Annotated in this window: 11 protein-coding genes; 9 read left to right on the forward strand and 2 right to left on the reverse strand. The window is 66.9% G+C overall.

Features of this window, described 5'->3' with window-relative positions; genetic code table 11:
* Nucleotides 1-191 precede the first annotated feature (191 nt).
* The 4 genes from ACQKLX_RS17405 (at nucleotide 192) to ACQKLX_RS17420 (ending at nucleotide 5,581) form a co-directional block, all read left to right on the forward strand.
* Nucleotides 192-3,020: a valine--tRNA ligase gene (locus ACQKLX_RS17405; RefSeq protein WP_427362827.1), complete on the forward strand. Its 2,829-nt coding sequence runs from the start codon at nucleotides 192-194 to the stop codon at nucleotides 3,018-3,020.
* A gap of 165 nt (nucleotides 3,021-3,185) precedes the next feature.
* Entirely contained in the window at nucleotides 3,186-3,767 is a 582-nt protein-coding gene (locus ACQKLX_RS17410; protein ID WP_427362828.1) for a YqaA family protein, read from the forward strand.
* 205 nt (nucleotides 3,768-3,972) lie between these two features.
* Nucleotides 3,973-4,917, forward strand: a complete 945-nt coding sequence (locus ACQKLX_RS17415) for a hypothetical protein (RefSeq protein ID WP_427362829.1) — start codon at nucleotides 3,973-3,975, stop codon at nucleotides 4,915-4,917.
* Entirely contained in the window at nucleotides 4,904-5,581 is a 678-nt protein-coding gene (locus ACQKLX_RS17420) for an SH3 domain-containing protein (protein ID WP_427362830.1), read from the forward strand. The genes ACQKLX_RS17415 and ACQKLX_RS17420 overlap by 14 nt, the downstream gene beginning before the upstream one ends.
* 130 nt (nucleotides 5,582-5,711) lie before the next feature.
* Here ACQKLX_RS17420 and ACQKLX_RS17425 read toward each other — a convergent pair whose 3' ends face one another.
* Nucleotides 5,712-6,320, reverse strand: coding sequence for a DUF938 domain-containing protein (locus ACQKLX_RS17425; RefSeq protein ID WP_427362831.1), 609 nt, complete (start codon nucleotides 6,318-6,320; stop codon nucleotides 5,712-5,714).
* Nucleotides 6,321-6,428: 108 nt separating this feature from the next.
* On the opposite strand from ACQKLX_RS17425, the gene ACQKLX_RS17430 reads away from it, so the two are divergent.
* The 5 genes from ACQKLX_RS17430 (at nucleotide 6,429) to ACQKLX_RS17450 (ending at nucleotide 11,329) form a co-directional block, all read left to right on the forward strand.
* Nucleotides 6,429-7,688 (forward strand): hemolysin family protein, encoded by a 1,260-nt coding sequence (locus ACQKLX_RS17430; RefSeq protein ID WP_427362832.1) that lies wholly within the window; start codon nucleotides 6,429-6,431, stop codon nucleotides 7,686-7,688.
* Nucleotides 7,689-7,723: 35 nt separating this feature from the next.
* On the forward strand, nucleotides 7,724-8,263 hold the full coding sequence (locus ACQKLX_RS17435; protein ID WP_427362833.1) for a 2'-5' RNA ligase family protein: 540 nt from the start codon (nucleotides 7,724-7,726) through the stop codon (nucleotides 8,261-8,263).
* A 111-nt stretch (nucleotides 8,264-8,374) separates the two neighbouring features.
* Complete coding sequence (locus ACQKLX_RS17440) at nucleotides 8,375-9,193, forward strand: chromate resistance protein ChrB domain-containing protein (RefSeq protein WP_427362834.1); 819 nt, start codon at nucleotides 8,375-8,377, stop codon at nucleotides 9,191-9,193.
* A gap of 9 nt (nucleotides 9,194-9,202) precedes the next feature.
* A complete protein-coding gene (chrA, locus tag ACQKLX_RS17445; protein ID WP_427362835.1) occupies nucleotides 9,203-10,600 on the forward strand; it encodes a chromate efflux transporter in 1,398 nt (465 codons plus the stop codon).
* A 96-nt stretch (nucleotides 10,601-10,696) separates the two neighbouring features.
* Nucleotides 10,697-11,329 (forward strand): pyridoxamine 5'-phosphate oxidase family protein, encoded by a 633-nt coding sequence (locus tag ACQKLX_RS17450; protein ID WP_427362836.1) that lies wholly within the window; start codon nucleotides 10,697-10,699, stop codon nucleotides 11,327-11,329.
* On the opposite strand, the gene ACQKLX_RS17455 is transcribed toward ACQKLX_RS17450, so the two are convergent.
* On the reverse strand, nucleotides 11,326-11,637 hold the full coding sequence (locus tag ACQKLX_RS17455; RefSeq protein ID WP_427362837.1) for a hypothetical protein: 312 nt from the start codon (nucleotides 11,635-11,637) through the stop codon (nucleotides 11,326-11,328). The genes ACQKLX_RS17450 and ACQKLX_RS17455 overlap by 4 nt on opposite strands.
* Nucleotides 11,638-11,641 lie beyond the last annotated feature (4 nt).

Below are 11,641 nucleotides of genomic sequence, written 5' to 3' on the forward strand. Positions count from 1 at the left end.
GGCGCGCCGGCTCCCCGAACCCGCCGTGCGCAAGCATGCTTGCCGACCGTACTGGCGCGGGCGGCCGCGCCTCCCCATCTGGAAAGCGTTGACGCGGGGGCGTTGCATAGGCTCTTAAGACCGCAGACCTTTTGGCTTTCGTTTTCGCGGCCGGGGCAGGCTCCCCGGCCGTTTGGCGTTCGAGCAGAGCGATGATGGACAAGACATTCGAGCCGGCCTCCGTCGAGGCGCGCATCAGCAAGGCCTGGGAGGAGGCGGACGCCTTCAAGGCGGGGCGCGGGGCCGCGCCTGGGGCCGAGCCCTATTGCATCGTGATCCCGCCGCCGAACGTCACCGGCTCTCTGCATATGGGCCATGCGCTCAACAACACGCTGCAGGATGTGCTCTGCCGCTTCGAGCGCCTGCGCGGCAAGGACGTGCTCTGGCAGCCGGGCACCGACCACGCCGGCATCGCGACACAGATGGTGGTCGAGCGCAAGCTCGCGGCCGAGAACAAGACCGATCGCCGGACCATGGGCCGCGAGGCTTTCCTGGCCGAGGTCTGGAAGTGGAAGGAAGAATCGGGCGGGACGATCGTCAACCAGCTGAAGCGCCTCGGCGCGTCCTGCGACTGGTCGCGCGAGCGCTTCACCATGGATGAGGGCCTCTCGGCCGCGGTCCTCAAGGTCTTCGTCGGCCTGCACAAGCAGGGGCTGATCTACCGCGCCAAGCGGCTGGTGAACTGGGACCCGAAATTCCAGACCGCGATCTCCGACCTCGAGGTGCTGCAGATCGAGAAGACCGGCACGTTCAAATGGCAGCGCGACGGAGAGGAGGCGTTCGACGCCGGCAAGCTCGAGAAGGCGCTGGCCAAGGATCCGAACGGCCATCTCTATTATTTCGACTACCCGATCGAAGGCACCGCCTACGATCCCGAGAACCCGGCAACCTACATCACCGTCGCGACCACCCGGCCGGAGACGATGCTGGGCGACACCGGCGTCGCGGTGCATCCGGAGAACGAAAACCTCAAGGGCCTGATCGGCAGGAACGCCGTTCTGCCACTGGTCAAGCGCGTCATCCCGATCTTCGGCGACGACTATGCCGATCCGGAGAAGGGCACCGGCGCGGTCAAGATCACCCCGGCGCACGACTTCAACGACTTCGATGTCGGCAAGCGCAATTCGCTGAGGGTCGTCAATATCCTGGACGGGGAAGCTCGCATCCTGATTCAGGACAATGCCGACTTCCTGGAAGGCGCGGCGCCCGAGGCCGAGACGCTGGCGCTGGACGGCCTGGACCGCTTCGCCGCACGCAAGGCCGTGGTCGGGCTGATGGCGGCGCGCGGCATCTTGCGCAAGGTCGAGCCGAACACGCACACCGTGCCGCATGGCGACCGCTCGGACGTGGTGATCGAGCCCTGGCTCACCGACCAGTGGTATGTCGATGTCTACCCGCTGGCGCAGCGCGCGCTCGGGGCGGTCAGGGACGGCAAGACCAGGATCACGCCGGAAAGCTGGACCAAGACCTACAATGACTGGCTCGAGAACATCGAGCCCTGGTGCGTCTCGCGCCAACTCTGGTGGGGCCACCAGATCCCGGCCTGGTACGGGCCGGACGGCGAATGCTTCGTCGCCGAATCGGAAGCCGGCGCACAGGCGCTCGCGCTCGCCCACTATGGCGGCGCGGTCGAGCTCAAGCGCGATGAGGACGTGCTCGACACCTGGTTCTCCTCGGCGCTGTGGCCGTTCTCGACGCTCGGCTGGCCGGAGGAGACGCCGGAGCTCGAGCGCTATTACCCGACCGCGACGCTGGTGACTGCCTTCGACATCATCTTCTTCTGGGTCGCCCGGATGATGATGATGGGCCTCAACTTCATGGACGAAGTGCCGTTCAAGGACGTCTACATCCACGCCATCGTTCGCGACGAGAAGGGCGCGAAGATGTCGAAGTCGAAGGGCAACGTGATCGACCCGCTGGTGCTCGTCGACAAGTACGGGGCGGATGCGCTGCGCTTCACGCTGTCGGCGATGGCGGCGCAGGGACGCGACATCAAGCTCGCGACTTCGCGCGTCGAGGGTTACCGCAACTTCGCGACCAAGATCTGGAACGCGGCGCGCTTCGCCGAGATCAATGGCTGCCTACGGGCGGAGGGCTTCGATCCGGCTGCGGTCAAGCAGCCGCTGAACCGCTGGATTCTCTCCGAGGCGGCGCGCACGGCGGAGGCCGTTGCGGCCGGTATCGAGAGCTTCAAGTTCAACGAGGCGGCGGATTCAGCCTATCGCTTCGTCTGGGGCCAGTTCTGCGACTGGTATCTCGAACTGTCGAAGCCGGTGCTGCAGGCCGAGGAGCTGGATGCCGCCGGTACCGCGGCGCGGGCGGAGACGCAGGCGACCGTCGCCCATGTCATCGACCTCATCTGCCAGCTGCTGCATCCGTTCATGCCGTTCCTGACCGAGGAGCTCTGGGCGCAGAAGGCCAATGCCGGCGCCCCCCGCGCCGTTCCGGCCGGGGAGGCGGGGCTGGTCTGCCTGACGCGCTGGCCGGAGCTCGCGGCACTGGTCGATGAGAAGGCGGAGGCCGAGATCGGCTTCGTCGTCGACCTGATCTCCGACATCCGCTCGATCCGTTCGGAAACCAATGTGCCGGGCGGGACGCAGGTGCCGCTGGTGCTGGTCAAGGCGAGCGATGCGACGAAGGCGGCGGTCGAGGCCTGGGCGCCGATGATCGAGCGGCTGGCGCGGCTCTCCGCGATCGAGTTCGCCGAGCAGGCGCCCGGTCAGTCGGCGCAGATCATCGTGCGCGGCGAGGTCGCGGCGCTGCCTCTGGCCGGGATCATCGATCTCGACGCCGAGCGGGCGCGCCTGACCAAGGAGCTCGGCAAGCTCGACCAGGATATCGTCGCGGTCGAGCGCAAGCTCGGCAATCCCGACTTCATGGCGCGCGCGCCCGAGGAGATCGTCGAGGAGAACCGCGAGCGCAAGGCAGCGGCCGAAGCCCGCAAGCTCAAGATCAGGGAGGCGCTGGAGCGGCTCGCCTGAGCCGCTCCCGCAATCTCGTCACGAATCCGTCGCGCAATTGACGGAGACATGCGCGATTGACTCTAGCCCAAGAGATTAGTGGTCTGATCGCGCCAAGTGGATTAATGCATAGAACGCAGGGCAGCCCTGCAACCGGCGCGAGAACCCAGGAACGGTTTCCCCTACATGCTCAAGCGTGCTTACGACTGGTGCGTTTCCTACGCGTCACACCCGGCCGCGCCCTGGCTGCTGTTCGCCATCACCTTCGTCGAAAGCTCGGTGAGCCCGCTGCCGCCGATCCCGCTGCTGATCCCGATGTGCATCGCGCGGCCTGACCGAGCCTGGTTCTATGCCGGCGTCTGCTCGCTCGGCGCGGTGACCGGCGGCTATCTCGGCTATGCCATTGGCGCGCTGCTCTATGAATCGGTCGGCGCCTGGCTGATAGGCATCTACGGACTGCAGGAGAAGGCCGCGCACCTGATCCATACCTCGCAGGACTACTGGTTCTGGGTGCTGCTGACCAAGGGGCTGACGCCGATCCCGTTCAAGATCGTGACGATCATGTCCGGCTTCCTGCATTTCGACATCTGGAAGTTCACGGTCGGCATGGTGATCTCGCGCGTCACCTTCTTCGCGATGATCGCGGTGGCGCTGCGCTATTACGGCGACGACATCCGCATCTTCATCGAGAAGCACCTGCCGATGACGGCGCTGGCGCTGGCCGTGATCGTCATCGGTGGCTTCTTCGTGCTGCCGATGGTGCTCTGAGCCTCTGATCTACCGCATTTTCTTTACGCGAACCGGTATCCACTTCGCTCGAAAATGCTCTAGCGAAAGCCCCTCAGACCTCCACAATCTGCTGACGGACCGGTTGCTCGCCGCCTGACCTTCGAGCGGCGTTGCCTTATGGTCTGTCCGATGATGCAGCGGTGGAGGGTTCGATGCGCCCATTCCAGCGAACGGATGGCGAGGCATGAGCGCCCGGCGCCCCGATCTCGCCGAGCTTGATTTCGGCAATTTCGCCCGGCAGTTCGACCGTTGCCTGCGCCAGGATCGCGTCATCGCCTTCTCGCGCTGGCGCGACATCGTCGATGCGGTGCCGCCCGGCCTGCAGGATTTCTTCTGGCGCGTCGTCGAGGTGAATCTGAGCCCGGCCGCCGAGACGCGGTTGCGGGCCATACGGGAATGGCGCGACTTCTACAGCGAGGTCCTCGACGCGCGCTTCCGCCGCCCTTCGGCCGACCGTCCGCAATTCCGCACGCCGAAACAGGCCTTCGATTCCTATTCGGCGATCTTCTGGCGCTTCGGCTCGACCGATGCGCGCTTCGACCTTCGCTTCGGCCGCCTCGTCCTGCTGGCGCTGCGCAAGGAGAGCAGCACGATCGCCAATCACGGCAAGGGCTCCTATGACGACCTCGTCGTGGTGATGCGCCGGACCGGGCGCTTCCGCGAGCTTACGAGCTTCCCGATCTGCACCGAGCCGGGCGCACAGTATTCTCAGCGCGCCGGCAGCGGCGACAAGCGCTACAAGGGGGTCGGCTTCAGGAAGGCCGATGGCGTCGACATCAACAAGGACGGCATCAAGGACGCCGGCCGCCTGACCGAGGGCACCTACCGCTATTTCGAGAAGAAGGGCGGCTTCCTCGGTGACCGCGCCTTCCAGGTGAAGGACACCCAGGTCGCCGAGCGCGACACCGATGGCGACGGCCGTTTCACCCAGGACGACAAGAGCCGGATCGACCCGTCGGGGGCGGGGACGAGCATGTATATCCACCGCGGCGGGGCGGACAATGTGCTCGAGCCCAACACCTGGTCGGCCGGCTGCCAGACCATCCCGAAGAATCGCTATCCCACCTTCCTCAAGGCGGTCGGCAAGCCCAACGCCTTCTATTATGTGCTGGTCAATGCTGCGTCGTGAGGCTCTTGCCGCCGGCCTGACGGCTGCTCTGTTGCTCGCCGTCCCGGCGGCGCAGGCGCAATCCGAAGCGGTCGCGCCGGCTCCAACCGGGCAGGTCGCCTGCTCCTTCGGCGCCTTCGTCAGCGAGACCGACCCGGAGGGGCTGAATGTCCGCGCCGGGCCGGGCACGACTCACAAGGTGCTCGGCACCCTGCCGCCGGTGAAGCTCAGCGGCGACGACCCGCCGGTGCGCGCCATGGTCGAGGTCGAGGTCTCGGCCGGCGCCAATGGCTGGTTCCGGATCGCCAAGGCGCGCGACAACGAGATGCTGACCGATGCCCCGCCGCGGCCGATGTTCAAGGGCTCGGGCTGGGTGAGCGGGCGCAAGCTGACGGTGAAGTCGCAAGCCACTGCCGGCCGGCAGCGGTCGGACGCCAAGGCGCCGCCCGTGCTGTCCGGCCATGACGGGGCGAGCTTCGATGGCGACGCCTTCGTCCAGAACGGCCGCCTTCTCGGCTGCAGCGGCAAATGGGTCCTGGTCGAGTACGGACTGCCGGCTGACAGCGAGGTCCTGTCCGGGCTGGAGATCAAACCGGCTGCGAAGGCCGGAGCGGAGCCCGGTCGCTTTCGCGCCTGGGTCGATCGCATCTGCGCGACGCAGGAGACGAGCTGCGACGGGGGGTGAATCACCTCTTTCGGGTCATCCCGGACAAGCGGCGATAGCCGCGCCGACCGGGATCCATGCCTGAGCTTTTCCGAACGAGGTTCGAGCATGGGTCCCGGGTCTACGCTGCGCTCCGCCCGGGACGACTCGGCTAGAGACGCCGAAACACGACGCTGAGATTGTTCGCCGGCATCGCCGTCACCTGCGGCTCGTTGAAGCCGGCGACCCTCGCCAATTCGGCCACGGCATCGAGCTCGCGCAGGCCCCATTTCGGATTGCGCCGGCGCAAGCTGTCGTCGAAGACGGCGTTGCTTGCCGCCAGCGGCACATCGCTCTGGCGATAGGGGCCGTAGAGATAGAGCGGCCCACCCGCCGGCAGGAGCTGCGCAGCCTGCCGGATCAGCCCTTCGGCCGCCGCCCAGGGCGAGATGTGGATCATGTTGATGCACAGGATCGCATCGGCCTCCGTGACCGGCCAGCGCGACGCGGTCGCGTCGAGACGGATGGCCGGCCGCAGGTTCGGCAGGGTGCTCTCGCCGGCCCAGGCATCGATGCTGGCGAGTGCGGCCTGATCGGGGTCGCTCGGCTGGAAGGTCAGGTTCGGGAAGGCATTGGCGAAGTGGATTGCGTGCTCGCCGGAACCGCTGGCGACCTCGAGGACCAGCCCCTGTGCAGGCAGAACGTCGCGCAGCACGGCGAGGATCGGCTCGCGGTTGCGCTGCGTCGCCGGGGCGAACTGGCGGGAATCGTCCTGGGTCATCCTCTTCTCCCATCGCGTTCGGCCGTCAATGCGTTATAAGCGGCAAAGAAGCAGGCCGATACAGATGGCGGTCCTGCAGCCCCCGAGCCGGTTTTGTTAACGGAGATATTGGTCGTCATCGTCCTCACCGTCATCAACGGTGTGCTTGCCATGTCGGAACTCGCGGTTGTCTCGTCCCGCCCGGCACGGCTGAAAGTCCTCAGCGATCAAGGCAGCAAAGGGGCCGCGAAAGCGATCCGGCTCGCCGAAAATCCGGGCCGCTTCCTCTCGACAGTGCAGATCGGCATCACGCTGGTCGGCGTGCTTTCCGGCGCCTTCTCTGGCGCTACGCTCGGCGCGCGCCTGTCGGAATGGCTCGGCACGCATGGATTTTCCAATGCCGCGGCCGATGCACTCGGCGTCGGCACGGTCGTCGTCCTGATCACCTATCTCTCGCTGATCATCGGCGAACTGGTGCCCAAGCAGATCGCCTTGCGCGATGCTGAGCGCGTCGCCTCGCGCGTCGCGCCAGCGATGATGGTGCTGGCCAAGATCGCTTCGCCGCTCGTCTGGCTGCTCGACACGTCGGGCAAGCTGGTGCTGGCGCTGCTCGGTCAGAAGGGCGAATCGGAGGAGACGGTCACTGAGGAGGAGGTCCGCACCATCATCGCCGAGGCCGAGAATGCCGGCGTGCTGGAGCGCGACGAGCGTGAGATGATCTCGGGCGTCATGCGCCTCGCCGACCGCTCGGCAAGGGCGCTGATGACGCCGCGCCGCGAGGTCGAGGTGATCGATCTCTCCGACACGCTCGACGAGATCCGTGCGCAGATCCGGTCGACGCGGCGCAACCGCCTCCCGGTGCAGGATGGCGAGGCCGATTCGATCATCGGCATCATCGAGATGAAGGAGCTGTTCGAGGCGCTCGCCGACGACAAGGTCGAACTGCGCAGCCTGGTCCGCGAGGCTCCGGTCGTGCTCGACACCACCGGCGCGCTCGACGTGCTGCGCGCGATCCGCGCCACCCATGTCCATATGGCGCTGGTTTTCGACGAGTACGGGCATTTCGAGGGGATCATCACCTCGAGCGACGTGCTGGAAGCGATCACCGGCGCCTTCCAGGACGAGGACGAGGAGGAACCGGCGATCGTCACGCGTGCCGACGGCTCCTTCCTGGTCGCGGGCTGGATGCAGGTCGACGAGTTCTCGCACGAGCTCGGCATCCATGTGCCGCGCGATGCCGACTACCAGACCGTCGCCGGCTTCGTGCTGGCCGAGATGAACCGGCTACCCAATGTCGGCGAGAGCTTCGAGAAGGGCCATTGGCGCTTCGAGGTGGTCGATCTCGACGGCAGGCGCATCGACAAGCTGCTGGTGAGCCGGCTGGATTGATGGTCCGGCGGTAAGGCGGAGGTGAGGGGAGAGCCATGCTGGGCATCACCTTGTGTGCAAGCTCAGCAGCAAAGCCCTTCTGGGAACAGGCCGACCGGGCTTCGGCCCTGGAAGGCGTGCCATCGATCCGAGCGCTCGGCTATCGGCCTCACCTGACGCTGACGCGCTATTCAGCGATCGATCCCTCCGTGCTCCGACAGGGCATGGCGGTGTTCGACGGCCAAGCCGCGGTCTCGTTATGTTTCGATCGGGTCGATTTCTTCGACATCGAGCCGCTCGTGCTCTGGTTGGCGCCACGACGCGACCAGCGCCTGCTCGACCTGCATCGCAGGCTGCATGCGGCGCTGGAGTCGAACACGCCGCCTTGTGATCCCCACTATGCTCCGGAACAGTGGAAGCCTCATCTGACCGTCGCGATGGCGATTCCGGTTTCGAGGCGATCAGATGCCCTGAAGCTGGTTTCGCGACCGTTCGATGCATTCGAGCTGAGATTCGACAGTGTGGATTGCGTCTCTTGGCCGCCCGTACAGGTCTTGCACAGACTGACCCTGGTCGAACGGTCGGATCGCCGTTGACGCCGCACAGGCCGGATGGTTTAAACTCCCCATAGGGGCTCATCGCGACCGCCCCGTGAGGCGTCAGCCCAAGGATCGCGTCCACTCTCCTTCGTGCAAGGATGGACGCTCATGTCTTCCAATATCCAGATCACGCCTGCGCAATTGTCCCGGCTCGTCGGCCTGCCCGATGCGCCGGTGCTGGTCGATGTCCGCATCGACGAGGATGTCGCCGCGGATCCGCGGCTGCTGCCGGCCTCGGAACGCCGCAGCCATCGCGACGTCGCCGACTGGGCGAATGCCTATGTCGGCCTCAAGGTCGTCGTCATCTGCCAGCGCGGCCAGAAGCTCAGCGAGGGCGTCGCCGCCTGGCTGCGCCATGAGGGCGTCGAGGCGGAGAATCTCGCAGGGGGCTTCGAGGCCTGGCGCGAGGCAGGCGGGCTGCTCGTCGAGACCGGCACGCTGCCGAAGCGCGATGCCAAAGGGCGCACGCTCTGGGTGACGCGGGCGCGGCCCAAGGTCGACCGCATCGCCTGTCCCTGGCTGATCCGCCGCTTCGTCGACCGTGATGCCGTCTTCCTCTTCGTCTCGGCTTCGGAGGTGCCTGATGTCGCAGACCGCTTCGGGGCGACGCCGTTCGACATCGACGGCGTGTTCTGGGGCCATCGCGGCGAGCGCTGCAGCTTCGACACGATGATCGAGGAATTCGGCTTGTCATCGCCGGCGCTCGACCAGCTCGCGACGATCGTGCGGGCGGCCGACACGGCCCGGCTCGACCTCGTGCCGCAGGCGGCGGGCTTCCTTGCCGCTTCGCTCGGCCTGTCACGGATGTATCGTGACGATCTGGCACAGCTCGACGCCGGCATGCTGCTTTACGACGCCTTCTATCGCTGGTGCCGTGACGCGAGCGAGGAAACCCACAACTGGCCGTCCGTGCCGGTGAAGAACTGAGGACGGGCGATGACGACCGTGACGAACGAAGGGGCGGCGACAGCCGCCCCTGCCACGCCGACGCTCGCAGAGGCGGCGCGGGTCTGGCTCAAGATCGGCCTGCTCTCCTTCGGCGGGCCGGCCGGGCAGATCGCGCTGATGCACAAGGAGCTGGTCGACGAGCGCCGCTGGATCGGCGAGCGCCGATTCCTGCACGCGCTCAACTACTGCATGCTGCTGCCGGGCCCCGAGGCGCAGCAGCTCGCGACCTATATCGGCTGGCTGATGCACCGGACGGCGGGCGGGCTGATCGCCGGCCTGCTCTTCATCCTGCCGGGCGCGCTGGTGATGTGGGGCCTCTCGCTGCTCTACGTGCTCTACCGCCAGGTGCCGCTGGTCGATGCGATCTTCTTCGGCGTCAAGGCGGCGGTGCTTGCCGTGGTCATTGAGGCTGGCCTCCGGATCAGCCGGCGCGCGCTGAAGAACCGCGCGATGGTCGCGATCGCAATCGCCGCCTTCCTGGCGCTCTTCCTGCTCAAGGCGCCGTTCCCACTGGTGATCTTCTGCGCCGGGCTCGTCGGCTGGCTCGGCAATCGCTGGGCGCCGGCGCTGTTCGGCGGTGGCGGCCATGCCGGCAAGGACGGCGCGCCGGAGTTCAAGGGCGTCGTCGACCTGATGTTCGAGCGCGGCGAGCTCGGACATGCCGAGCCTTCGGCGGGCAAGGCGCTGCGGGTGCTGGCGGTCTGGCTGCCGCTCTGGCTCGGACCGGTCGCGTTGCTCTGGGCGCTGCTCGGCGGCGGCAATGTCTTCACCCAGATCGGCGCCTTCTTCAGCGCCATGGCGATCGTCACCTTCGGCGGCGCCTATGCCGTGCTCGCCTATGTCGCACAGGCTGCGGTCGACACCTACGGTTGGCTTGCTGCCGGCGAGATGGTCGATGGGCTCGGCCTCGCCGAGACGACGCCGGGCCCGCTGATCCTGGTACTGCAGTTTGTCGGCTTCCTCGCCGCCTGGCGCGGGCATGGCGGGCTGGATCCGCTCGTCGCCGGCAGCTTGGGCGGTTTGCTGACGGTCTGGGTCACCTTCGCGCCCTGCTTCCTCTGGATCTTCCTCGGCGCGCCCTATATCGAGGCGCTGCGCGGCAACAAGGCGCTCTCGGCGGCGCTGACGGCGATCACCGCAGCTGTCGTCGGCGTCATCGCCAATCTGGCGCTCTGGTTCGGTCTGCATGTGCTGTTCAGGACGGTGCAGCCGGTGGTGATCGGACCGCTGGCGCCTGACCTGCCGGTGCTGGCCTCGCTCGACTGGCGAGCTGCTCTGCTCGCTGCTGCGGCGATGATCGCGCTGCTGCGCTTCAAGCTCGGGATGATCCCGGTGCTGGCCGCCTGCGCGGCAGCGGGCGTCGTGCTGGTGCGGTTTGCGGCGTGACGGCGATTGTTCCCCAGTCTGGAATTCTGAACTGCTGGCCGCGGTGATTGCGACTTGAAGGTGAAATGGTCATCTCGTTGGGCGGAGGCCCGTAAGATGACCCACCGTTTTCTCGAGATCGCGACGACACCGGCCGTGAAGGCGGCGCAGGAGGCGCAAGGCAGCCGGCGCTCTTATGCCAGGCAGGAGGAGGGCGAGCCGCACAACCACCTCCTCGGCGAGGCCGAGGCCGGCTTCATCGCGACGCGCGATTCCTTCTACCTCGCGAGCGTGTCGGAAACCGGCTGGCCCTATCTGCAGCATCGCGGTGGGCCGGCCGGCTTCCTGCGCGTGCTCGACGAGACGACGCTGGGCTTTGCCGACCTGCGCGGCAACCGGCAATATCTCAGCCTCGGCAATCTCAGCGCGGATGACAGACTCTGCCTGTTCCTGATGGATTACGGCCACCGGGCGCGGCTCAAGATCTTCGGCCGGGCGCAGTTCCATGACCTCGCCGCCGAGCCGGAACTGGCGCGGCGCCTGATCGTGCCGGGCTATCGCGCCGTGCCGGAGCGCGGCGTCACCATCAAGGTCGAGGCCTTCGACTGGAACTGCCCGCAGCACATCACGCCCCGCTTCAGCGAGGCCGAGCTTGCGCCGGCGCTCGCGCCGGTGCGGCAGCGGCTGGAAGAGCTGGAAGTGGAGAATGCCCGGTTGCGGGCCGAGCTGGCCGCAAGCGCCAGCGCTTAGCGCCGCTCGCCCGGCTCGATCACCCGATACTCGGCGTCGACGATCTCGCCATGGGCGGCATCGGACTGCCTGCGCTCGAACGGGTTCTGCGGGTCGATGCCGGCGGCACGCATGCGGCGACGCATCTGCCAGGCGGCGAAGGCGCCGCCGGCGATGACCAGCGGCACGAGGATAAGCGCCAGGCTGGCCGCGACCAGAAAGATCAGCACCCCGACGACGAAGGCACCGGCCATGACAAGCCAGCTCGCCCAGCGGGGCAAGCGGACCAGGCGGGCGCTGGCGGCGTTGTTGAGGTCGATACGGATCATTGGC

The sequence above is a fragment of the Allobosea sp. NPDC003192 genome, from assembly GCF_050275675.1.
Taxonomy (GTDB): Bacteria; Pseudomonadota; Alphaproteobacteria; order Rhizobiales; family Beijerinckiaceae; genus Allobosea.

Bases quoted from the DNA above. Each gene is read 5' to 3' on its own strand.
- chrA (WP_427362835.1), top strand. From the start codon at position 9,203: ATGACGACCGTGACGAACGAAGGGGCGGCGACAGCCGCCCCTGCCACG.
- ACQKLX_RS17410 (WP_427362828.1), top strand. From the start codon at position 3,186: ATGCTCAAGCGTGCTTACGACTGGTGCGTTTCCTACGCGTCACACCCG.
- ACQKLX_RS17415 (WP_427362829.1), top strand. From the start codon at position 3,973: ATGAGCGCCCGGCGCCCCGATCTCGCCGAGCTTGATTTCGGCAATTTC.
- ACQKLX_RS17455 (WP_427362837.1), bottom strand. From the start codon at position 11,637: ATGATCCGTATCGACCTCAACAACGCCGCCAGCGCCCGCCTGGTCCGC.
- ACQKLX_RS17450 (WP_427362836.1), top strand. From the start codon at position 10,697: ATGACCCACCGTTTTCTCGAGATCGCGACGACACCGGCCGTGAAGGCG.
- ACQKLX_RS17435 (WP_427362833.1), top strand. From the start codon at position 7,724: ATGCTGGGCATCACCTTGTGTGCAAGCTCAGCAGCAAAGCCCTTCTGG.
- ACQKLX_RS17440 (WP_427362834.1), top strand. From the start codon at position 8,375: ATGTCTTCCAATATCCAGATCACGCCTGCGCAATTGTCCCGGCTCGTC.
- ACQKLX_RS17420 (WP_427362830.1), top strand. From the start codon at position 4,904: ATGCTGCGTCGTGAGGCTCTTGCCGCCGGCCTGACGGCTGCTCTGTTG.
- ACQKLX_RS17405 (WP_427362827.1), top strand. From the start codon at position 192: ATGATGGACAAGACATTCGAGCCGGCCTCCGTCGAGGCGCGCATCAGC.
- ACQKLX_RS17425 (WP_427362831.1), bottom strand. From the start codon at position 6,320: ATGACCCAGGACGATTCCCGCCAGTTCGCCCCGGCGACGCAGCGCAAC.